The sequence below is a fragment of the Variovorax sp. CAN15 genome (genome assembly GCF_030462475.1).
Taxonomy (GTDB): domain Bacteria; phylum Pseudomonadota; class Gammaproteobacteria; order Burkholderiales; family Burkholderiaceae_C; genus Variovorax.
This window is the reverse complement of the sequence record NZ_JASMRZ010000016.1, coordinates 79304-101802: the sequence shown is the minus strand read 5'-3', so window position 1 is coordinate 101802 and position 22499 is coordinate 79304. Positions and strand designations below refer to the sequence as shown.

At 66.3% G+C, this 22499-nt stretch carries 17 protein-coding genes and 2 pseudogenes; 10 read left to right on the top strand and 9 right to left on the bottom strand.

The window, feature by feature from the left end:
* A pseudogene (locus QMO14_RS13880) lies at positions 1-374 on the bottom strand (helix-turn-helix domain-containing protein); the annotation flags it as partial.
* Between the two features lie 610 nt (positions 375-984).
* Here QMO14_RS13880 and QMO14_RS13875 point away from each other — a divergent pair.
* Entirely contained in the window at positions 985-1629 is a 645-nt protein-coding gene (locus QMO14_RS13875; RefSeq protein WP_301507786.1) for a hypothetical protein, read from the top strand.
* Positions 1630-1680: 51 nt separating this feature from the next.
* Positions 1681-2598 carry a DUF4019 domain-containing protein gene (locus QMO14_RS13870; RefSeq protein WP_301507785.1) on the top strand — a complete coding sequence of 306 codons (918 nt, stop codon included), beginning with the start codon at positions 1681-1683 and terminating at the stop codon, positions 2596-2598.
* 16 nt (positions 2599-2614) lie between these two features.
* On the opposite strand, the gene QMO14_RS13865 is transcribed toward QMO14_RS13870, so the two are convergent.
* Positions 2615-3568, bottom strand: coding sequence for a LysR family transcriptional regulator (locus QMO14_RS13865; protein ID WP_301507784.1), 954 nt, complete (start codon positions 3566-3568; stop codon positions 2615-2617).
* Between the two features lie 480 nt (positions 3569-4048).
* Here QMO14_RS13865 and QMO14_RS13860 point away from each other — a divergent pair, with 480 nt between their 5' ends.
* From QMO14_RS13860 to QMO14_RS13845, 4 genes are all read left to right on the top strand, one after another.
* A complete protein-coding gene (locus tag QMO14_RS13860) occupies positions 4049-4714 on the top strand; it encodes a hypothetical protein (RefSeq protein WP_301507783.1) in 666 nt (221 codons plus the stop codon).
* Between the two features lie 286 nt (positions 4715-5000).
* Positions 5001-7352, top strand: coding sequence for a hypothetical protein (locus QMO14_RS13855; protein WP_301507782.1), 2352 nt, complete (start codon positions 5001-5003; stop codon positions 7350-7352).
* A gap of 3 nt (positions 7353-7355) precedes the next feature.
* The gene (locus QMO14_RS13850; protein WP_301507781.1) at positions 7356-8111 is read left to right on the top strand and encodes a hypothetical protein; all 756 of its coding nucleotides are present in this window, start codon (positions 7356-7358) and stop codon (positions 8109-8111) included.
* Positions 8112-8627: a hypothetical protein gene (locus QMO14_RS13845; protein ID WP_301507780.1), complete on the top strand. Its 516-nt coding sequence runs from the start codon at positions 8112-8114 to the stop codon at positions 8625-8627.
* Between the two features lie 22 nt (positions 8628-8649).
* On the opposite strand, the gene QMO14_RS13840 is transcribed toward QMO14_RS13845, so the two are convergent.
* Together QMO14_RS13840 and QMO14_RS13835 are read right to left on the bottom strand one after the other, a co-directional pair.
* Positions 8650-9567 (bottom strand): LysR family transcriptional regulator, encoded by a 918-nt coding sequence (locus QMO14_RS13840; RefSeq protein WP_301507779.1) that lies wholly within the window; start codon positions 9565-9567, stop codon positions 8650-8652.
* Positions 9568-9847: 280 nt separating this feature from the next.
* Positions 9848-11875 carry a LamG-like jellyroll fold domain-containing protein gene (locus QMO14_RS13835; protein WP_301507778.1) on the bottom strand — a complete coding sequence of 676 codons (2028 nt, stop codon included), beginning with the start codon at positions 11873-11875 and terminating at the stop codon, positions 9848-9850.
* On the opposite strand from QMO14_RS13835, the gene QMO14_RS13830 reads away from it, so the two are divergent.
* Both QMO14_RS13830 and QMO14_RS13825 read left to right on the top strand, forming a co-directional pair.
* Positions 11862-12185 carry a hypothetical protein gene (locus QMO14_RS13830; protein ID WP_301507777.1) on the top strand — a complete coding sequence of 108 codons (324 nt, stop codon included), beginning with the start codon at positions 11862-11864 and terminating at the stop codon, positions 12183-12185. The genes QMO14_RS13835 and QMO14_RS13830 overlap by 14 nt on opposite strands.
* A gap of 307 nt (positions 12186-12492) precedes the next feature.
* Positions 12493-14490, top strand: coding sequence for a phosphatase PAP2 family protein (locus tag QMO14_RS13825; protein WP_301507776.1), 1998 nt, complete (start codon positions 12493-12495; stop codon positions 14488-14490).
* On the opposite strand, the pseudogene QMO14_RS13820 reads toward QMO14_RS13825, so the two are convergent.
* Positions 14451-14828, bottom strand: a pseudogene (locus tag QMO14_RS13820) (hypothetical protein); the annotation flags it as partial. The gene QMO14_RS13825 and the pseudogene QMO14_RS13820 sit on opposite strands and share 40 nt — an antisense overlap.
* Positions 14829-15464: 636 nt before the next feature.
* Between QMO14_RS13820 and QMO14_RS13815 the strand changes: the two are divergent.
* Complete coding sequence (locus QMO14_RS13815; RefSeq protein WP_301507775.1) at positions 15465-17696, top strand: LamG-like jellyroll fold domain-containing protein; 2232 nt, start codon at positions 15465-15467, stop codon at positions 17694-17696.
* Between the two features lie 106 nt (positions 17697-17802).
* Positions 17803-19080, top strand: coding sequence for a hypothetical protein (locus QMO14_RS13810; protein ID WP_301507774.1), 1278 nt, complete (start codon positions 17803-17805; stop codon positions 19078-19080).
* A 40-nt stretch (positions 19081-19120) separates the two neighbouring features.
* On the opposite strand, the gene QMO14_RS13805 is transcribed toward QMO14_RS13810, so the two are convergent.
* Genes QMO14_RS13805 through QMO14_RS13790 form a run of 4 tightly spaced genes read right to left on the bottom strand, consistent with a single transcriptional unit; the run spans position 19121 to position 22434 of the window.
* Positions 19121-20347 (bottom strand): NAD(P)/FAD-dependent oxidoreductase, encoded by a 1227-nt coding sequence (locus tag QMO14_RS13805; protein ID WP_301507773.1) that lies wholly within the window; start codon positions 20345-20347, stop codon positions 19121-19123.
* An 18-nt stretch (positions 20348-20365) separates the two neighbouring features.
* Positions 20366-20683 (bottom strand): non-heme iron oxygenase ferredoxin subunit, encoded by a 318-nt coding sequence (locus tag QMO14_RS13800; RefSeq protein WP_301507772.1) that lies wholly within the window; start codon positions 20681-20683, stop codon positions 20366-20368.
* A gap of 8 nt (positions 20684-20691) precedes the next feature.
* Positions 20692-21162: an aromatic-ring-hydroxylating dioxygenase subunit beta gene (locus tag QMO14_RS13795; protein WP_301507771.1), complete on the bottom strand. Its 471-nt coding sequence runs from the start codon at positions 21160-21162 to the stop codon at positions 20692-20694.
* Between the two features lie 3 nt (positions 21163-21165).
* Positions 21166-22434, bottom strand: a complete 1269-nt coding sequence (locus QMO14_RS13790) for an aromatic ring-hydroxylating dioxygenase subunit alpha (protein WP_301507770.1) — start codon at positions 22432-22434, stop codon at positions 21166-21168.
* Between the last annotated feature and the right edge of the window lie 65 nt (positions 22435-22499).

The window sequence follows — 22499 nt, the reverse complement described above, 5'->3', positions numbered from 1 at the left end:
CTCGAAGGTCAGTGGAACGAACGCGGTGACGTTGACCGCCTGTCCCTCGCCCTGGCGCCAGGCTCGAACGAAGTCAGTGACGGCCGAGTAACCGCCGTCGTAGCCCGCCGCCTTGATCTCGGCGTGCAGCGCACGTGCTGTGCGCCGCTCATGCTTGGGCCGTCGCGCATCGGCCGTCAATGCCCGCTTCAGCGCTTCCTCAAACGGGCTGAGCTTTTGGGGCGGGGATCGCGCCGGTACTTCGGCGCCTCCTTCACCGGCGCGCGCAGCCACTTGGAAACCGTGTTGCGCGACAGTCCCGTCCTGCGCGCTATCTCGCGCTCCGACAGCTTGTCCCTCGCGTGCAGCCGTCGGATCTTGCCAATCATGTCCATGGTGATCACTCCTCGAACCCCGCTGCTTAAATAAACAGCAGGGTAGGTTGAACACCTGGCTCACTTTTACTTCGGCACTACCTGCAAAACTGGCTCAGTTTCCGGTCGGCGCCAACACTGCAGGACAGGTTTCCCGGGAAGCGTGATTGGATTAACTTTCCGCGTGGAATTGGCAATTCCAAGAAAGGGAAGCGAGGCAGGTCCGGTTTTCCTGAAGAATGGAATATCGATTTTCCTGCCAATGAAAATGCGATTGAAAAACCATTGTTTGCATTTTCGTAAGCCGGAAAATCAATCGGAGCTCATCGGTGCCAATTGAATGCATTGAGGCCTGCCAATTTTTTCATGCTGCTTTGGCTTGAGTTCGAATCGGGCTTCGAAAGCGGAAAGAGTGCCCTATATTCGCCCACCGTCAGCCCCCGAAAGCCGGCGCGCGGGAAATTTCTTGCCGCGGAATCGCCACCAGACAGATCCAGCACGATCGCAATGCACGACCCATTTGACGGGGGCGGACACGTGCGGCGATCCGGAATCCAAACCAATGAATATCCCCGTATCTCTTATCTCGCTTCGAAAGGGCCGTCTTCGTGCGGCGCTTTGCAATTCAGTCGTGGCGGCGCTCGTTCCGGCGGGCGCGCATGCCGGGCAGGCCTCGGCGGACTTCTCCGTGTCGCTGCCGGTGAACGCCCCGAACTGCTCGGTCACCACCAGCGTGGCCGACATCCGGCTGCCGGATGCGGGGTCTCCCATGAAGAAGGCGAGGGCCTACCTGGAGGCCGCCGGGTTCAGCGCGGCCTCTTCGCTCAACAGCGGCTATTTCCACTCGGCGGGCTTCGACCAGACGGCCACGATCAAATGCACCACGCCGGCCACGCCGATCAGCAGCGTGGTGGTGCAGCCTGCCTCTTCGGCCTCCACGAGGTCCGCGGGCGTCGCGAAGCTGCTCGATTCGGCCGGCAATGCGGCAAGCGGCGGCAAGTTGCTGATGGGTTTCGAGCAGGTCTCGATCAACGACCAGCCGCTTCCCTGGTCCTACTTCCGCCAGCCCAGCACTTTCCTCATCGAGGGCCTGTTCTACGGGGGGGCGATCAACCCGTACAAGCCCGCGAATGCGCTCCTGACCGAAGCCAAGCCCGGAGGTGTCGTGCGCGTGGTCTGGAGGCCCGTACTCAAGACCGAGGACGACGCGGTCGCGCTGGGAGAGCCCAAGGGCCACAGCTTCAGCTCGTCCGGGCAGATCGTTGTCGACTACTGATCGGCGGCGCGCCGGCCCGCCGGTGCCGGCGCATGCGGAGATTCCAAGCACATGAGAAACCTGTTGCCTCTTCTTTCCGCCTGGGCCGTTGCCGCCGCGACGGTCTCGGTTTGCGTGCCCCTCGCCGCCGTGGCCGGGCACCGGTCCGGCGTTGCCGAGGTGGACGCCTCGCCCGGCAAACTGCTCGAGATCGCGCGCGAGGCGCTGCGGCAGGTCGAGGAAGACCGGCTCGGCGAGCTGTGGGGCGCGTCTTCGAATGTGCTGAGGAGCCGTGTGCCGCGTGCGGAGTTCGTGGAGAGCACCCGCAAGGCGTTGAAGGAGCGGGGCAGGGTCAAGGCGCGCGAGTGGGCGCAGATCAGGCAGGTGATGTATTCCGAATCCGGTCAGGCGGTGCCCGCGGGCCGCTACGCCAATGTCGAGTTCTCGATCCTGCAGGTGAACGGAACTGCGGGCGTGGAACGCATCAGCCTGTCATATGAAGGGGGACGCTGGCATTTCCTGGGCTACGTGATGTCGCGGCGATCAGGCGAGGAAGCTGAAGCGGTGGCCGGCACCTCCGCGGCAGCCGCCGCCGATGCCCGCCGCCCGGAGGCTTCGCCGCCGTCCGAGCCAGTCGCGGCGCCAGAGGAAGAGGTCGAAGTCGAGGCGGCGGTGCGTGCCTGGGCTGCCGCCTGGTCGGCCAGGAACGTGAAGGACTACCTCGCCGCATACGCCCCGGACTTCGATCCGGGCAACGGTTGGGATCGACGTGCATGGGAGGCCATGCGCCGCGAGCGCATAAAGGACAAGCCGAGCATCCGGGTCGTCGTCGACAACGTGGTGATCCACCTGTCCGGCTCCGCCGCCACCGCCACCTTCACCCAGAACTACAGTGCCGGAAGGCTTCGCGAGAGCGGGCGCAAGACCCTGCGGCTGCGGCGCTTCGGCACGAAGTGGCTCATCCGCGAGGAGTCCATGGGCCGGGAGTGACCTGCGCCGTGCGGCCTCAGGCCCTGGCTGCAGCAGCCGCCGCGGCAGCGGCTGCCCCCGCGCGAAAGCTCGGGTCGAGTCGTCCGAGATCCAGCTGCTCGATGAATTCGGCCAGGATGGGCGACATGTAGGCGCCATCCCGCAGGTAGTAGGAGGCCGTGGTTTCCAGCACCAGCTCGCGGATCGGCAGCACGCACACATGATGCTCCTCGACTTCGGGGACCAGGGAAGTCGATACGTAGCCGATCAGGTCCGTCCTGCGCACGACCTGCACCACCCAGGCCGTGCCGAGTTCGGCTTCCACGCAGGCGACGGGGGCTTCCATGCCGGCGTGTTTGAGTTTGTCGTCGAAGCGGCGTCTCGCGGCGAACTGGGTGTCGGGCCCGATCCAGGAGTAGCCGTCGATGTCTTCCAGGCACAGGCCGGGGCGCGACAGCAGCGGATGCCCGGCGCGAACCAGCGGCGAATAGGTGTGGTCCCCGATCGAGACCCTGTTCAGGCCCGCGCAGGGCGCGTCGTAGCTTCCCACCACGACGATGTCGAGGTGGCCGTGCTGCAGCTCCTCCAGCAGGAAATCCGGTGTTCCGAAGGTGATCTTGGCTCGCATGGCTGGGCGCTTGGGCTGCAGGTGGGCCACGGCGGGCGCGACGATGTCGTCGACGGACCCCAGGGTGGCGCCGATGCGGATCGTGCCGGCGCGCCCCGTGCGCACGTCGGTTGCAAACCGCAAGGCATCGTCGTGCTCCATGCAGACGGCACGCGCCCGCGATTCGAGCGCCCTGCCCGCGGAGGTCAACTGCATGCCCTCGGGGGACCGATCGAAAAGGCGTATGCCGGCCTCTTTCTCGAGCCGGCCGATCGACTTCGAAAGGGCTGCGGACGTCAACCCGAGGTTGATCGCCGCCTTGGCCAGCTGCTTCATATCCGCAACGGCCAGGAAGTACTCCAGATCCCGGATGGCAATGGTCATGAACGGCCTGATCGAAAAGACTGGGATATCCCGCGCGGGCGATGTTACGCGCTGTACCGCTCGAATCAAGACCGGGTCGCGGCCCCGGGTTTTTTGCGTCGCATCGGATTTTCGGGTGAATTTCCAATGCACTGGAATTTGGCTGAAATCGCGCTTGTTAATATTTTTGAAAACGCAATAAACAATTGAATGAAATAAAAATCAATTGAGTCGAATGCAATTTGCCAAATACTTCCTGATTCGGCGTCGAGGTGTGTTTCAGGTAGATTGGAATAAGTGGAAACGTTCAATAATTTTCCACCCGCCAGCCTTCATCGATGGATGTCTCCGGGGTAGGCCCTGTTTTTCCGGAGTTCAGAATCAAATCATGTTTGTCGCGGCAAGCCTGCGGAGCAACGGCTGAGCGGGTTTTCGGTGCGCCCGCCGTCCATGGCGGGTACATGTTTTTCAGTCTTAAAAAACCAAGCTCAAGAGGATCCTATGTCTTCCCTGTCTTTCTGGAATGAATCCCGCCTTCGCTCGGCGCTCGGCGGTGTTGCCGCGGCGTCGCTTCTTGTTTCCTTCGGCGTGCAGGCTCAAGCGGCCTCGGCCACCGCGGACTTCACGGTGACGCTGCCGGTGAACGCGCCGGTCTGCACCGTGACCACGGCGGCCGCTGACATCAGGCTGACCACGGGCGCATCCGCCCAGCAGATGACCAAGAGCTACCTGCAAAGCGCCGGCTTCGACTTGAACAACAAGACCAACGGCGGCATGTTTGCCTCGCCGAACTTCAACCAGACGGCCACGATCAAGTGCACCACCCCGGCCACGCCGATCAGCAGCGTCTGGATCAGGCCGACCGGCGACAAGGCCCTCAAGGAAAAGGACAAGTACACCTGGCTGCTCGACACGAAGGGCAACAAGGCGAGCGGCGGCAACCTGTACATGAGCTTCGAGCAGCTCAAGGTCAACGACAAGGACGCCTTCCAGAGCTACAAGGACGGCCCGTACAAGACCACTTTCACCACCAGCAACGTGGCCGACGGCACCGCCACCGTGACCTGGAGGCCCGTTGTCTGGGCAGACTATCCGGACACCACGCCCATGGGCACGCCCGACGGTGGCAGCTTCGGCGCGAGCGGCCAGATCGTCGTCGACTATTGAAGCCTTGACTTCATGGGCGGGGCCGGCTTGCGGCCCCGCCTTCATGGGCACCTCCGGCCGAGGCAACCGGCCGGCGCGCGGTCCGCGTGGATCGAAAGCCCGCGACGCAATCGCTTTTCCTCTGCTGCCCCTTCCCGACTGGCCGGTGCCAGCCCGCCGCGGCGATGCCGTGGCCGGAGTGCCTCGCCAGCAGCCGGAGGCGGCAGCTCTCGTTCATATGTTCAAACCCGCTGGTTCAAGTCCGCTTCGGGCCGCCCGAGGCCCTGCCGCGCTGGGGCGCGGCCTCATGGCGATGGCCGCGTTCGGCGGCAGCCTGGGCGCATTCGCCCAGGCCAACGAAACCTCGTTTCCGGGCGGCATCCGGTCGCACGAAGTGATGGAGCGCTCGATCTACATCAACCGGCGGCCGGTCGGCGTGTTTCCGGTCTGCACGAAGCCTGGCTCCTCGCAGGTTTTCCTGCCCGGGAGCTTCTATCGCACCGTCATGCTCAAGCGCTCCGGGGAGACCATCGACTGCGAGGGAACTCCCTTTGCGCGGCCGCGCCTGGACTTCGAGCGCGACGACGGCCGCCTGCTGCTTTCCGTCACGGCGACGCCCGAGGACTACACCGACGAAGTCGAGGACGACGCTGCCCGCGGCGGCGCGGCCGTTCCTGCGAGACCCGTTCCCTCGGCAGCCACGACGGCCACGGTGCTGCAGCATGACCTCGGCCTCTGGGCTTCGTCCAGCAATCGCTCGGCCAACCTGAGCGCCAGCCTCCAGGCATCGCATTACAACGACCTGGGGCGCCTCGAGGCCAGCGGCAGTTTCTCGGTCGACTCGGGCCGCTTGCGCGGCACGTTCTCGAACCTGGGCCTGCAGCGCTACATCCCCGAGTGGCAGGCAAACCTGGCCATCGGCGCGCGCACGGTCAATGCCGCGCAGCAAAGCCTGTCTTTGTACGGCGTGCTGCTCGAGTCGGACGACCTGGCAGTCGGCGCGCCATTGCGCGTGGAGCGGGTGCTGGAAGGCTTCGCCGACGTGCCGGGCAAGCTGTCGATCCACGCAGGCGGAGTCCTGCTGCGCGAGGTGCCCGTTCCCGCCGGGCGTTTCTCGATCCCGGTCTCCAGCCTGGGCAGCGTGCGCAACAACTCGGGCGACTTCACGCTCACCCTGCACGATGCCTCTGGCACCGTGGTGCGAAGGTGGAACATCTTCGTCCCCTACCAGAGCAACCTGCTGCGCGCCGGCGACTCGACCTGGAAGGTCTTCGCGGGCCAGATGGGCCGCACCGGCCTGGCGCGCGCGCGCCAGGCCCCGGACCTGTCGAGTCCGGGCGTCGGGGCCGTCTACCAGCGCGGCCTGAATGCGTCGACCACGGCCGAATGGCTGGCGTCGCTGGCGCGGGACGGCGGCCGGGTCGGCATGTCGCTGTATCACGTGCCGGTGAGCTGGATGTCTGTCTCCGCCGCGGCTGGCAAGGTCTGGCGGCGCAAGGGCGAAAGTCCGCCGGCTTCGTTCACGCTGGAAGCCGATTTCCGGGGCGAGACACTCGGCGCCGGCATGGGCGTGTCCAGCCGCGGCTGCGAGGGGGACAGCGTCATCCGCAGGCAACCCGGGCGTTGCACGTCGGCCTGGGTACGCGCTCGCGCCAGCCTGGATGCGCTGGGCACGGTCTCCGCGTTCGCGGAGCAATCGCTCGGCGGTCCGGGCGACACGTCGAGCCAGGGCATCGGTTGGGACCTGCCGGCTTTCGGCCGGTCCTCGGTATCGCTCTACGCCAACCGGACCACATCGCGGCGCGGCGAGGGCCGCTACTCGGTGGGCGCCACACTGACCGTGCCGCTCGACAGGGGCAGCGTCCGCAGCGCGATGCGGCACAACAGCTCGGGAAGCTCGATGGCTTCCACGACCTACCTGGGCCAGCGGGGCGCGGACCTGTCGTACGCGCTCGGCGCGCAGACGCAGATCGGCGCAGGCGGGAGGTCGAACCAGCTTTCGGGCTCCGTGCAGTACACGCCGTGGTTCGGCGCCTATGGCGCCAACCTCCAGTTCGATCGCCGGGGCGCCTTCCTGGGGCTGAACGAGAGCGGCACGCTGGTCTGGACCGAGGGCCAGCTGCTGGTCACCCGCGCTGGCGGCGATGACAGCCTGGCCGTGATCCGCGCGCCCGAGGCGCGTGGAGTGAAGGTCGAGCGCTCCGGGCAGCCGCAGGCCGTGACCAACGACCACGGCTACGCCGCGGTGTTCGTCGGGCGAGGCGAGCAGCCCGAACTCAAGCTGGCCGCCAGCGAACTCGGCGAGGACATCAAGGTCGGCACGCACATCGTGGGCAAGGTGGAGCGCCGCTGGAGCGCGGCGCTCTGGATGCCCGAGGTACGAAGGGTCAACCGCGGCTGGATGCGGCTGGCGCTCGCCTCGGGCGTCGCCGTTCCGCCCGGTTCGCTGGTGCACCTGGCCGGCGCCGAACCCAGCGTCGTGCTGGATGACGGCGAGGTCTTCATCGAAGAACTTCCTCAAGGCACCTCGCACGCCCAGGTGCTGCTGCCGGGCAACGTCGCGAGATGCGACGTGAAGTTCGGCGGCGCCGCGCTCGAGCTCAAGAGCAGCAGCGTCGACATGCCCGATTTCATCTGCACCCCCCCTTCCAAGGATTGACCCATGTTTTTCCCGTCGCTTTCATTCAACAAGACCCGCGTCCCGCGGCTGGCATGCCTGGCCTTTCTGACGCTCGCGCTGCGGCCGGCCTTCGCGCTGGGCATCGACAAGCTGTCGCTGGAGATCGATGCGAATGGCAAGTTCTCCTCCGCTTCCCAGGTCGTGCTGTTCAACGACACGAACGACACCGTCTATGTCACCGGCAGGCCTCTTGCCTGGAACAGCGACGAGGCGGGCGCGCTGACGACGCAGCCGACCACCGATCTGGCGATCTCGCCCGCCACGGCCCGTATACCCGCGCAGGGCGCGGCAGCCTTCTCGGTGCGCTACGTCGGGCCGAAGAAGGAGGGCGAATCGACATTCAGGGCGTCGTTCCGGGAGACACGCATGCCTGCGCTGGACCCGGACAACGCGGGGCAGGGCGTCGGCGCGCAGGTCCTCGCGGGCATCGTGGTCACGATCCCGGTCTTCGTCTCGGACTTCGCGTCGCGCGCGCCGGCATTCAAGGGCGTGGAAGCCACTTTCCGCCGCACCGGGCAGGACGCCATGCTTTCCGTGAAGAACGGCGGCAGCCGGCACGTCATCGTCGACGCCATCCGGATTGGCGACGAGGAGATCCGCAGGCCGCGCGACACGCTCTTCGCGAACAGGCGGATGACATACGCGCGCATCAAGCAGCCCGGTGCAGGCGCCAGCCTTTCGGTGGTGCTGGTCAACGGCACGGAAACGCGGCGCATCACAGCCATGGAAGAGAAGTAGATGCGTGCCCCGAAGCCCGCGCCGTGGCGCGTCCTTGCCAGGAGCATGGGGCTGGCGCTGGCCAGCTTGTCATGCCTGCCGGCGAGCCATGCCCAATGCCGCGTCGTCAACCCTGGCCTGCTGACGCCTGCCGGTGCCATCCTTTCATCGGGCGCCATCCGATTTCCGAAGGACGCCAGGACGTATCGCTACGTCTTCTCCATGAAGTGCAGCGGCACGTCGCGCTATCGCCTGTCGCTCGCCGGCGTCGACCTCGCGCAGCCCCCGGGCACGCTGCTGCTGAGCAATCCGAAAGGGGACCGGATCGTCGTACGGGCGCGACTGAAGAGCGTGGGCGGCGCCGATGTCAACGTGGACCTCGGCGCATTGCCCGGCGGCCGGTACGAAGGGAGCATCGCCGCGGAGCAGTCGCAGGAAGTGGTCCTTGAACTGCTGCCGGTCGACGTGAAGCCTCGGGGGGCGCAAGCCTCCGGCGGGGACTACCAGGGCGTGGCCACGATCCGGCTGGACTACTAGGGTCCTGGAGCCCCAGCCAGCGTCAGGGCCGCACCACGCCGCTCTCGCCCACGGCCACCAGCGAGCCGACGAATTCATCGAGCGCTGGCGACCAGTAGCCGTCGACGCGGGACATGGCCGACGCGCCCATCGGTTGCCAGAGCCGCTCCAGGGGCAGGACCTCGACGCTCCCGGTGAAGACGTCGGCCACCGGCTTTGCCATGTACGTGATGAGATCCGTCTGCAGGCTCAGGGGCGATGGCCTGTCCGTGAGCATGCCCATCGTGGATTCGATCGACACGTGAGGAAAGTCCATGCCGGCGCCGGCGAAAACCAGCCGGAATTCTTCGCGCAGCACGGGGTTGCCTGTGGGAAGAATCCACGAGTAGGCGGCCAGATCCTCGATTTGCGGCGGATTCAGGCGCGTCAGCGGATGCCCGCTGCGGACCACCGGCACCAGATGCCCGCTCCAGATGCGGGTCTGCCTGAACCGCGGCGGCGTTTTCTCCATCGCCGGCAGTACGGCGACATCGATCTGCCCCTGCAGCAGTTGCTCCAGCAATGATTCGGTCGAAGCGGTCGCGAGTTCCGTGCGCACGCCAGGCAGCTTGACGTGCAGACGCGCCAGCGCGGGCTCGATGAGAAGTCTCAGCGTCGCGATGGTTCCGCCCACGCGGAAGACGCCTGCCTCGCCAGCGCGCACGTCGTCGAGATGGCGCACCAGATCCCGATGGCTGGCGCAGATCTGATGAGCTCGCCTGAGGAATTCTTGACCGAAGGGCGTGAGAAACACGCCCTGTCCGCCCCGTTCGAGAAGCTGCATGCCCACTTCGGTTTCGAGGCGGCGGATGGCGCTGGCCACGGTGGCATCGCCGCCACCGTTCGCTTTGGCGACCTTGGATAGTTGGCCGAGTTCGGCGACGCTCAGGAATAGTTCCAGATCGCGGATGGCGAACGACATGGATGAGTCCGTATGTCTCCCAAAAACTGGAATTCCGTGAGGTGACAGCAATGCGGGGCCGGCATGACGCTTCTTCTTTGGTCTGCATGCCCCGGATGTGCACGGCCTGCACGGCCCGTGCGGAGCTTTGGAGCGTCACGACCCGTGAGTGTGCCGGATTGTGGTCAGCTTTGGAGAGCGCTTCAAGTCGGCGATTGGTGCTCCTTCTGGTGTTCGAAAGCGCGGGAGCGCACGCCGGGCCACGCGGCGTGCGCCTGAGCCGGGGAAGCTCGACAGTCGCTCAGGTTGCGCGGGCCGTCAGCCACTTGTCGGAAGTCAGGGGGACGCCGACGATGCGGATCTCGCCGATGCTTCCCAGGAAACCCGTTGACATGTTGCCTGCCCATTGGGCACAACCGATCGCGACCTGCTGCGTCGCAGCCACGAACTGGATGCCCTTCATGTTCGTGTTGTTGCGCAGCACCGGCGCGCCCTCGACGTACATCGTGGTCGAGTAGGACTTGGACGGTTCGTTGACGATCGCGACGTGCAGCCACTGTCCGGCGGACACGCCGCCCGACCAGCAGGGCAGGCTGGTCGCCTGGCCCACGGGAACGATTTCCCACTGGAACTCCATCAGGTTCGAGAAGGCGAACATCAGCGCGCAGTCGCCGTCGCCCGATCCGAAGCCCGGCAGATTCGACTGCGCACCCAGGCGGTACAGGATGCCCATCCAGCCGTTCTTCGTGGCGTCGAAGCCCGGGTCGATGTAGACGAATGCCTCGATCGTGTAGCCGTTCTGGAAGGTCTCTACGTTCAGCGCCGAGTTCTGGTCCGTCGTGAAGTAGGAGAACCTTGCCTTCGTGGCGCCGACGGCAGGCGTCGCGTTCAGGAAGCGCAGGCTTCCGGGGGCGGCCGACAGCGGATGATGGCTCTTCGACCAGACCAGGTCGCCCGGCTGTCCCGCCCAGGTGTTGACCGAGATGGGGTTCTTGCCGCCGGGTGCGCTGTCCTGGATCTGCTGCCCGGGCTGGTAGGGAAAGAGGTCGCCTTCCGCGGCCGATGCGTTGAAGAAGCGCCAGTGCGCGAGCGTGTTGTCGACCTTCGGGTAGTCGTCGGGGCTCGCCGGCAGCGCGGCCGCCTTCTGCGGCGGCTGGCTGAAGTTCGTCAGGATGAGCGTCCTGGCCGCGTCGGTCAGGCTGCTGTCCGTCGATCCGGCCGGCACCGAGAAGCCGGGATCGAAGGAGGAAAAGCGCTGGACGAAGTCGATGTCCAGCGTGAAGGACTGGTTCGAATCCGACAGCCAGGCGGCGTCGAACTCGTTGAGCATCGCGGCCGGCTTCAGCGGCACCCAGGGCGAGAACGAGCTGGCGACGATCTTGCTGTTCGTCAGGTCGAACTCGAACATGCGCATGAGACCGTTGCCGCCCATGTAGGCCATCTGGTAGTCCACCACCATCAGGTGGACGTCGTTGCCGCGCGTGTTCTTCTTCGTGCTGATGCATGAGCCGTGGTAGTGGCCGCTGACCGCCATGAAGATCTGGTCGTTGTCCTTGATCAGCTTGTCCCACAGGTAGTTCGAGTAGGCGGTGTCGGCGGCGGTCTTGCCGTCGCTGCCGATGCCGACGAGCTGGTGGTTGACCAGGATCACGGGGATCGTCTTGTTGGCCTGGATCACCTGGTTGGCCCAGGCGATCGCATCGTCCGACGCGCGCCACGACATCGAGAGCACGAGGAACTTGTTTCCCTCGGCCTGGAAGACGTGGTACTCGTGGAAGCCGGAGGAATGCCGGCCCCCGAAGGTCGCCTGCCGCTGCGCGCGCTCCGGCGGGAAGACCTTGAGGTACGGCTCCAGCAGGCCGGCTCGGTGGCTGCCGCCGTCCTGGTAGCCGTCGTCGTTGGCGAAGCCGGTGACGCCGACGCCCCAGTCGGGACCCCATTGCATGTCCGAGTTGATGGCCCCGACGTCATGGTTGCCCGCGCAGATCGAGTAGGGGCAAGCGGCGGCCTCGAGCACCTGCATCGCCTGGCTCGCGAGCTCCCATTCCTTCGTGACCTGGCCATTGCCGAGCTGGCCGTTGCCCACGAGGTCGGTCGTGGGGCTCCAGGGCGACGAGTTTTCCGCCGTGTAGTACCACGACTGGTCGACGATATCGCCCAGGTGGATCGTGAACGGCATTTTCAGCTGGCTGGCATTCTGCGCGATCCATTGCGTCTGCGACTTGAATGGATTGTCGTATTTCGGGTCGATGCCCGCATAAATCTTCTGATAGAGCCCCTTCATCTTTTCCGAGGCATAGCGCGGATAGAACTGGGTGTCCGGCAGCACGGAAATCGTGAAGCTAGATATTTTCCGGGACGGGGTGCCCGGTGCCGCGGGCGGCGGCGCACTGGCGGGCGAGCCCGCTGGCGGCGTGCCGCCCGTACCGGTCGCAGGAAATGGAAATGCCCCCGCGCCGCCGCTGCCGCCGCCACCGCACCCTGGCAGCGCCGCAGCAGCCACACCCGTGACGGAACCGGCCAGCATCAATTTCAGCAATTCGCGGCGCCTGTTTTCCGGCACGCGGGCCAATTCGTTGAGATCGATGTTTTCTTTATCGGGGAACGTATTTTTTGACATGGCATTCAATTCGAGATAAATAGGATATTTCCCCGGAATTGTTTGCAGGCCGGGAGTTGCAAACTCTAGGTATTGAATATGATGATTTGGTGAATCAATTTCCGCGATATTTGAGAAATTGAAAATCCATCGACTCGAAAATCCGGGTAATCGGCAATGTATTTGCGCGCGCAATTGGCGAATTGATCTGACCAATACCTGACCGGTAGATATCGGCTGCGCAATTTGCAGTTGTTCACAAAGATGACTTCTTGCACCCCTAGATTCCCAGGGCCGCAGCGTTGCCCGGTGGCGTTGCGCCTTCACTCCCTCCCTTTCCCTGCTTCATGCCCCATCTCCTTTCTCCCGTCCGTCCCTTCGCCATCACCCTCGTCGCAGCCCTGTGCCTCTCGGCCTGCGGCGGTGGCGGCGGGGGCGGCTTCTCGCTTCCGATCGCCGGCACGCCGCCCGCCACCGCCAACCCGCCCGCCGTGGTCGTCGCCGGCCCGCCGAAGGACCTGGGCTTCACCGACACAGCGCCCGTGCCCGATTCGGCCGCGGTTCCGCCCTTCGTCGACAACGCGGCGACCAACCAGCGCGGCGATGCGCGCTTCGCGACCAAGGAAACCAATGCGGGCGTGCGCGTGGTGGCGGGCTTCCTCGACTTCTGGCAGCCCAGCACGCTGCTGGTGGACGCGGGCGTCTCGGCGTCCGCGCAAGGCAGCTTCCCGGCCGTGACCGCATCCACCTGGAGCGGCATCCCCGGCGACGCCACCGACGGCAGGATGCTCAACACCGACGTGCTGAACCGCAACATCCAGTACGTGGTCGACGCCACCAACGCGCGCACCCCCGCGCAGGAGCTGGCCGCCTACCTCGACGACCGCCGTGGCAAGGGCTACAGCATCAGCGACGGCATGGGCCCGCTCACCAGTGCCTGGCGTGCGGCCACGCAGCAAGTCACGACCATCACCGGCATCGCCTCCGATGCCACCACCAAGCTCTATCCCGACGATGGCAATGACGTCGGCGTGGGCGGCTCCGCCAACCCGGGCTTCGGCACCGTGGTCGACCTGCTCAAGAACATCGGCGAGAACGGCTCCACCGAGCCCGCCAAGCGCTTCTACAAGTACGCGCGCCCCTGGCGCTGGAGCAGCAGCGTGAAGGTGGTTCCGGCGCTGGAGCCCGCCAAGAGCCCCACGCCCGCGACTGACGGCGGTTTCATCAGCGGCCACACGGCCGAGGCGGTGCGCGATTCCATCGCCTCCGCCTACGTCGTGCCGCAGCGCTTCCAGGAGATGGTGGCGCGCGGCCTCGAGCTCGGCGAGAACCGCATCCTCGCGGGCATGCATTCACCGCTGGACGTGGTCGGCGGGCGCATGCACGGGCAGGCCGTGGCCACCGCGAGCCTGGCCACCGGCGGAAATGCCGCGCGCAAGGCCGCAGCCTATGCCCAGGCGCAGAGCGTGCTGATGGCCGCCGTGGGTGCGAGCGACGCCGTTGCCTTCAACGACTTCGCCCATTCGCAAGGCACCGCCGCCGACCGCTTCGCGGACCATGCCGCGAGCAAGGCCGACTACCTGCGCCGGCTGACCTTCGGCTTCCGGCCGGTGGGCGACACCACCAGGCCCGCAGTCGTGCCCAAGGGTGCCGAGGTGCTGCTCGAAACGCGCCTGCCCTACCTCGACGCGATGCAGCGCCGCGTGGTGCTCAAGACCACGGCCGTGCAGTCGGGCTATCCGGCGATGGACGACCCCGAGGGCTGGGGCCGGCTGAACCTGTTCGATGCGGCCGACGGCTACGGCGCCTTCAACGGCGACGTGGTCGTGACCATGGATGCCAGCCGTGGCGGCTTCAACGCGCTCGACAGCTGGCGCAACAACATCGCCGGCGCCGGCAAGCTGACCAAGAAGGGCAGCGGCACGCTGGCGCTCGGCGGCAGCAACGGCTACGCGGGCGGCACGCAGCTCTCCGAAGGAACGCTGCGGGCGGATTCCGCCGCCGCCTTCGGCACCGGCAACGTCTACGTGGGCGGCGGCACGCTGGTGTGCAACGCGCCCTCGATGGTCACCATGGCCGGCGCCTACACGCAGGTGGCGGGCACGACGCTGCAGATGAACCTGGGCGCCAACGGCGCGGGCCGGCTGAACGTGGCCGGCGTCGCCGCCGTGGACGGCACGCTGAACCTGAGCTTCAGGCCCGGCTTCTCGCCCAGCGCGGGCGACACGCTCACGCTCATCAGCAGCGGCTCCATGACGGGCCGGTTCTCGGCGATCAACGCGCCGGGCTTCAAGGTCACGCCGACCTACACCGGCACACAGCTCATCGTGCGCTTCGACGCTTGAGCGGGGGCCGGGCGCCCGGGTTCCAGCCGGACCTCGGCGCCTGCAGTTCGAGGTCGTGGCGCACGGCCTGCGCCATGCCCGATCCCGTGCTTCGGAAGAATGATCTGCGAGAGGCCCTGCAGCGTCTCCGCGATCGCGGGCGCGGCACCCTCGCAGGCCGTGCTGGCCATCGAAACGAGTCGGCGCAGGACGGCCGTGGCATCCATCGTCGGCCCGCCCTGGTGGTCAGAGGCCCGGAGCCGGACGGTCTTGCCGTCGGCCTGCGTGACGTACTGGCGGTCGTGGTGGATGCGGTGGCCGTTGAAGGTGAGCGCCGAATGGCGGAACAGCAGCACGTCCACTCTCGTGGCTCCCCGGTTTGCCGCACCCAGCGGCAGCAGGAATGGACATGGAGTGCGCGGCGCATCGCCGAGGCGCGAGCGATGCATTCGCGAACCGGCGCATCCGTCATTGCGGAAATGAAATTCAGCCGCTCATTTTCAGAGGCAATCCGGCGCGCGATTTCTTCATCTTGTGGGCCACACTAGGCGCCCGATGGAGGTTCCCTCCAGTCAGTCCGGTCCAACTTCGGGATCGGTTCTTTCCTCAGGCAGCAGGTGCCGACGCGAGTCGAGCCTTGCCCGAACGTGGGAGTGAACTCCGCAACCTGATCGAGCTGCAAGCTTGCGATGCGACTCGAGGTGCGTAGTGCGGCAGCCGTGCGTTGCCGTGCGGACCCGCGTCCGCGTGCTGCACGGCGACGCGCTGGTCGTGTCTGTCGAACACCTGCGCGCAAGGCAGCGGGCGATGACATTCAGTGGCGTTGCCGCGCATCGGATGTGACAACGAATGTCACTCGCTGCCGTTACACGTCGCTCGCGATGCGTGCAATGTATCCATCGGTTTTACCGATTTGATTGCAGCCAGCGATCGAGACGGATGGCACGCAGATTGCGGAATCACTTCTTTACATATTCAAGAGAAATGACACACCCATGAGCGATGAGAAGAAAGCCAACGCCAACCTGCTGGATCGACGAACTTTCTTCCTCGGTACCGCAGGCGCCCTGGCGCTGGGCACCACAGCCTGCGGCGGAGGAAGCGGGGGCAGCAGCTTCGCGCCGATAGGTGGTGGTACCGCGCAGCAGGCGCCGTCGCAGCAGACACCTGCTGCGCTCGCCGGTGTCGACTCCACCCCTGCCCCAGGTACCCCTGAAACGCCCGCGGCCGAGCCGACGACCCCCGAGCCCGCAGTGCGCAAGATCGTGCACCCGGGCCTGCTGGTCACTGAAGACGATCTCCAGCGCATCCGCGACAAGCTGGCCGCCAAGGCGGAGCCCTGGGTGGGCGGCTTGAACATGATGCTCAAGACGAACAGCACCGCCCTCGATGCGAAGCCGCGCCCCGTGGCGCTGGTGACGCGCGGCGTCGATGGCCAGAACTTCGGCCAGATGGTCAACGACATGGTGCGCGCCCTTCATCTCGCACTGCGCTGGAAGATCTCGAACGACGAGAGCTACGCGAAGAAGGCGGTGGAGTTCCTCAATGCATGGTCGTCGACCTTGACCGAGTTGGGTGGCAACTCGAACGTCTACCTCGCCTCGGGCCTCTACGGCAACCAGTGGGCCAACGCAGCGGAACTGATGCGGACCTACCCCGGCTGGGCAAAAGAAGACATCGCGCGCTTCCAGGCCATGCTGCTGAACGTGTTCTACCCGAAGGCCCATGATTTCCTGGTCAACCACAACGGCAGCGAAACAAGAAAGGTCACCCACTACTGGGCCAACTGGGACCTGGCCAACATCTGCGCCGTCTACGCGATCGGCGTGTTCTGCGACCGGCCCGACCTGGTCGCCGAGGCAAGCAACTACTACAAAACCGGCCGCGGCAACGGCACGAGTGCCGGCAGCGTCTACTACGTGCACCCCGGTTACCTCGGGCAATGGCAGGAGAGCCACCGCGACCAGGGCCACTCCACCCTCGGCATCTCGCTGGCCGGGATGCTCTGCGAAATGGCCTGGCACCAGGGCGAGGACCTCTACGGCTACTGGAACAACCGGCTGCTGGCCGGTGCGGAGTACGTGGCCAAGACGAACCTGACGGATGCCAGCGGCAATGCCCTGTTCACGATGCCGTTCGCTCCTTACAACGGTGTCTTCGGACCTGCTACCGCTGCGGCGGGCACCGGCAGCGGCCGGCCTTGCTGGGAACTGATCTACAACCACTACGTGAACCGCAAGGGTCTCTCCGCTCCGTGGACCAAGGCGATGGTCGACAAATTTCGTCCCGAGCGCGTCGACGGCGGCGACCAGCCGGGCCTGGGCACGCTGCTCTACGCGCGCGATCCGGTCCCCGCCGCCAAGCCCAGCGGCTTGAGCGCATTCCTGAGCAATGGAAAGGTGCAGCTGTCATGGTGGGGCACCGCAGGCGCCTCCCAGTACCTCGTTCAGCGGGCGGATTCGCCGAATGGTTTGTTCACGACCCTCGCGCCGGTCACCGAACCGCGCACCTATACCGACGATCCCGGCCAGGGCACCTGGTACTACCGTATCGACGCGGCGACCGACGCTGGAGAGATGACCGGCGCGGACACCTTGCGCGTAGCGGTACCCGGCGAGCTGTGGCTGCACCTGCCGCTCAGCGGCGATGCCAACGACGCCAGCGGCCGTGGCCTGAACGCGCAGCTGAAGGGCGGAACGAGCTGGGGCGAAGGGCGCAACGGCGGAAGCGCCTTGCAGCTCGACGGCCGCAGCGGTCACGTCCAGTTGCCCGACGGGGCCGTGTCGGCCCTGGGCGATTTCACCGCGGCTGTGTGGGTCTACTGGGATGCCTCGGTGGTCAATGCGCGCATCTTCGACTTCGGCTCCAACGACGTGGCCTACATCTCGTTGATCCCTCGCGATGGCAAGGGCGCGCTGCGCTTCTCCGGCTCGCGCAACCAGTTCTGGAACGAGGAGTCCGTGACGACCGACGTGCTGCCCACCGGGCGCTGGGTGCATGTGGCGGTCACGCTTTCAGGCACCGTGGGCACGCTCTACGTGGACGGCACGCAGGTCGCTACCGCCGACGGCATCTGGATCAATCCCTTCCAGCTTGGCCGCACCACGCAGACCTGGCTGGGCCGCTCCCAGTACGGCGGCGACCCGTACTTCAAGGGCCGCATGCAGGACTTCCGCATCTACAGCGGCGCGCAGGACGCGGCCTTCATCGCGGACCTCGCCCGCTGAGCGCCATCGGGCAGCGGCGCTGCCCGGACCACCCTGAACCCGAACCGGCGCGCGCATGCACGGGCGCGCCGGGGCTTTCTTGACTTCGACCTTTCGGATTTCTCTCATGGACATTCTTTCTCGACGATGCGTTTCCGCGCTGATGGCCTCGCTGCTGCTCTTCGGCTGTGGCGGAGGCGGTGGCGGCGGTGGAGGGGCCGGCATTCCGCTGATCGGCAGCCCGACGGGCCAGGCCGGCAGCGGCGGGCAGAACAACGGTGGCCAGGCGGGCGGCAGCGGCACTCAGGGCACCCAGGACGGCAATGGAGGCACGAGCGGCGGCTCCGCGACAGTGCCGGCCACCGTCGCCCTGGCCAACAAGCTCGGCAAACCCTCCCGTGTGCTGTTCGGCCTGGGAGCGACCTCCATCGACGACATGAAGAGCCAGGACATCCACCCCGACATCGTGGAGCGTTACCTCGTGGGCGTCGGCTCGGGCGCGTGGCCCACCTGGAACAGCCCCGATGGTGCCTATGTCACCTTCACCGCACAGGCTGCCGATGCCTATGGCGCGGTGCCCATGTTCACGCTCTACCAGATGACGGCGAACGGCGAGGGCAACCTCAGCGGCATCAGCGATGCGACTTTCATGAACAAGTACTGGGGCCAGGTCCGCCTGATGTACCAGCGCATCGCGGAATGGGGCAAGCCTGCCCTCGTCAACGTGGAGCCGGACTTCTGGGGCTTCGCCGCGTCGCAGGCGCCCGGCCGCGACCTGACGAAGATGGCTGCCGCCGTGAGCGGCCAGCCGGAATGCGCCACGTTGCCCGACACCGTCGCGGGCCTCGGCCAGTGCTTCGTGCAGATGGGCCGCAAGGTCGCGCCCAAGGCGCTGATCGGGTTTCCGCCCGCTTTCTGGAACGGCACTCCAGTCGAGGTCGCCGCCATGATGCAAGCCGCCGGCGCGAACCAGGCGGACTTCATCGTCGCCCAGACCAGCGACCGCGATGCGGGCTGCCGGGAGGCGGCATCGAGGCCCTCGGAATGCCAGAACGGAAGCGCCCCGTTCTACTGGGACGCAACCAACCAGACCAGCCCCAACTTCCACGACAACCAGAAGCAGTATTCGGACTACCGCACGGCGCTCGGCAACGGCCTGCCGATCCTGTGGTGGCAGACGCCGATGGGCGTGCCTTCCGATACGCCCGGCGGCACCGACCAGCACTACCGCGACAACCACGTCGACTACATGCTGACCAACACCCAGGAATACGGCGACATGCACACCATCGGGATCGTCTTCAGCGCGGGCGGCAGCCACCAGACCTCGATCAGCACGGACGGAGGCCAGTTCGCGCGCCTGTCGGCGCAGTACCTGGCGCGAGGCGGCGCTGCGTTGAAGTAGCGCCCTTCGGCCGCGAACGAAGTCGCGCGGTTCGCGCCGCTCAGAGCTTCGACAGCGGCACCTGCGGATCGGCGAGCTGGCTTGCATCGACATTCGTGCCGCGCTCGATCAGCCGCCGCGCAAACCGCAGATCGCGCGCCGCGTTCGGCCCCAGCGCGGCGGCGACCTTGCCGACATCGAGAAAGAACACGACGAAGCTGTCGCTCTGCATGTCGCCGCGCACCACGGCCCGGTGCTCCGGCGCCGGCATGCCGAATATCTGCAGGTTGATGCCGTACTGGTCGGACCAGAACCACGGCAGCGGCTGGTGGCTCACCTCGATGCCAAGCGCGGAGCGCGCAGCCGCGATGCCTTGCTCCTGCGCGTTCTGCCACGATTCCAGCCGCATGCGGCGGCCGGCGCGTTCGCAGTGCCACACGGCGACGTCGCCCGCGGCGAGGATGTCGGGGTCGCAGCTGCGGCATTGCGGGTCGACCACGATGCCGCCTTCGCATTGCAGACCCGCCTCGCGCGCGAGTTCGTCGTTCGCAACCAGGCCGATGCCGGCCAGCACCACGTCGCAGGCCAGCGTTCGCCCGTCGACCAGCGTTGCGAGCAGGCCGGCATCGTTCGCTCCTTGCGCGAGGCGCTCGATGCCCGTGCCAAGTTCGACGCGAACGCCGTGCGACGCGTGGAGCCTCAGCAGGTAAGCGGAGATTTCCGGCGGCACGGTGCGCTCGCAGAGACGATGCATCGCTTCCACGACAGTGACGTCCAGCCCTTTCCTGCGGGCGGTCGCCGCCACCTCGAGCCCGATCCATCCGCCGCCGACGACCAGCAGCCGCTTGCCCGGCGCAAGCGCGGCACCGAGCGCGGCGGCATCGTCAATGCTGCGCAGCGTGAAGATGCCGGGCAGCTCCGATCCGGGAATGCGCAGCCGCCGCGCGCGGCCTCCGGTGCACAGGATCAGCTTGTCGTATCCGACGACGTCGCCGCCGCTCAGGTGCAGTTGCTTCGACGCCCTGTCGATGCGCGTAGCGCTCATGCGCGGGCGCCAGTCGACGTTCAGTGCATCGAAGGCTTCGGGCTTCTGGAGGCTGGTCGTCTCCGCAAGAGCCTCTCCGGCGAGCACCGATTTCGACAGGGGAGGGCGCTCGTAAGGGCGATGCGCCTCGTCGCCGATCAGCACGATCCTGCCGCCGAAGCCTTCGCTGCGCAGCGTCTGCGCCGCCCATCCGCCGGCCTGGCCGGCGCCGACGATGGCGATCGTTCTGTCTTCCGTGCTCATGGAGCGTCCGGGTGCCGATCAGGCCAGCGAGAGGAACACCCGCCCGCCCTCGATCTTCACGGGGTAGGAGCGGATCGCTTGCGTCACCGGAGCGCAGGTGGGCGCGCCGTTGCGCACGTCGAACTTGCCCTGGTGCAGCGGGCACTCGATCTCGTGGCCTTCCAGGAAGCCTTCGCAAAGGCGGGCATGCCCGTGCGTGCAGATGTTGTCGGTGGCGTAGACATTGCCCTCGACGCTGTAGAGCGCGACCTCATTCCCTCCCAACAGGACGGCGATCACGTCGTCCGCCGGTACGTCGTCCAGCGCGGCGGCGTCGGTCCATTGCAAGTCACTCATGGCGGTCCTCAGATCGGATAGATGACGGAGTTCGGGATCATTTCGCTGTCGTAGATGACCTGGCGCGAGGCGAACTTCAGGCCCTCCTCGGTGCGCACCACCACGTCGATGTAGCGGCCGACGCTGAAGACGGTCGAAAGCTCCGAGAGCTTGGTGCGGAAGACGGCGTAGTTGGCCTCCGACTCGATGCGCCCCGGCACGGTCTTCAGCACCACCGGCGCGCCCACCACGTGGCGCTGGTAGTACGGGTCGTGGAACAGGGTCTCGCGGATGCCGTAGACGCGGTCCTTCAGCATGCCCTTGCTCTCGAAGGAGAGCGTGGCGAGCGGAAAGCCGCGGTCGTGGTTCTCGCGCGGCTGCAGGCGGTAGACGCAGTCTTCCGTGAAGAACTCGGGCCAGAGTTCCCACTGGCTGGAGCTCACGGCCTGGGCGTAGCGGGCGTAGAGCTGGGAGAGCTCGAAGTAGTCCTGGAAGTCCATCGCTCAAGCCTCCATCACCTTGCGCCAGTACTCGTACATGCCGCGGATCAGCGTCTCGGTGACCATGTGGTCCGTGTCGCCGACCTCGCGGCCGCCGAGTTCGGCGAGCGTGCGGTGGAAGGGCTTCTGTTCGAAGCCCTTCTGCRAGAGCTCGATCACCTCGCCGTCGTCGGCCGACACGAAGCCCGCGGGGCCGAAGAGGTTGGCCTGGCGCAGGCGGCGCTGCGTCATCTCCGCCGTGTCGTCCTCGAAGCCGAAGTGCGTCCACACGAAGTCGAAGGCGCCGGGGCCGCTGGGCTGTATGTGCCGCGTCGAGACGCTGTTGACCTGCTGCTGCAGGATCACGCTCGGAAAGAGCGTCATCATCACCGCCGTCCGGCCGCCCCACCAGGGCTCGGGCACGATGTCGAGGAAGCGGTCGTCGTTGAGCTTCATGCTTTCCTTGAAGCTCGACACCTGTGTCACCTGCTCGGCCTTGCCGCTCGCGCCGCGCGTGGAAATCATGGCGGCGTGGCGGTGGTGCCGGTCCATCTTCAGCTCCGACTTGTTGTCCGCGCGCCAGAGGCCGAAGGTCACGAACCAGGTGTGCAGCAGGCCGGGGTGGTACGGATCCTTGATGTTCTCCTGCATGAGCTTCCAGTTGCCCGGAATGCGCTGGCGGTTGTAGCCGAGGATGGTGAGCTTGCGGCCGTTGAAGAGCCGGTCGAAGTAGCCCAGGATCTCCGGGCCCATGAAGTCTTCGAGCGATTCGATGTCGGGATCGAAGGCCGCGAAGACCACGCCGCCGCGCCTTGCCACCTTCAGCTTGTTGAGGCCGTGCTCGGCGGGCTTGAAGTCGGCCGGCATGCCGCCGTTGACCTTGCCGTCCTGCTTCACGCCGCGGCGGAAGGGCACGCCCTGCAGGTCGCCTGCGAGCGTGTAGTTCCACTGGTGATAGGGGCAGGTGAAGCCGCCGTCCTTGCGGTTGCCGTGGCGCTCGCGGCAGAACTGCATGCCGCGGTGGGCGCACACGTTCTCGACCACGCTGATCGAGTCTTCGGCGTCGCGCACCATGATCACCGAGCGCTCGCCCACCACCGTGCGCTTGAAGTCGCCCACCGCCGGAATCTCGGCCTCCAGGCCGACGTAGCTCCAGTGGTTGCGATAGAAAAAGCGCTCCAGCTCCTGGCGGTGCAGGTCGGCCTCGGTGTAGGCCATGAAGGGGATGCGGCTGGTGCCCTGGCTCTCCCAGTGGATCTTCTGGGGGAAGACCGCCGATGCGGTGTCGTCCATTCCTGTGTCTCCTTTGCCGACCGTAGGAGGGCGGCGTCTGTCTCTCGTGGGTGCTTCGATGATCG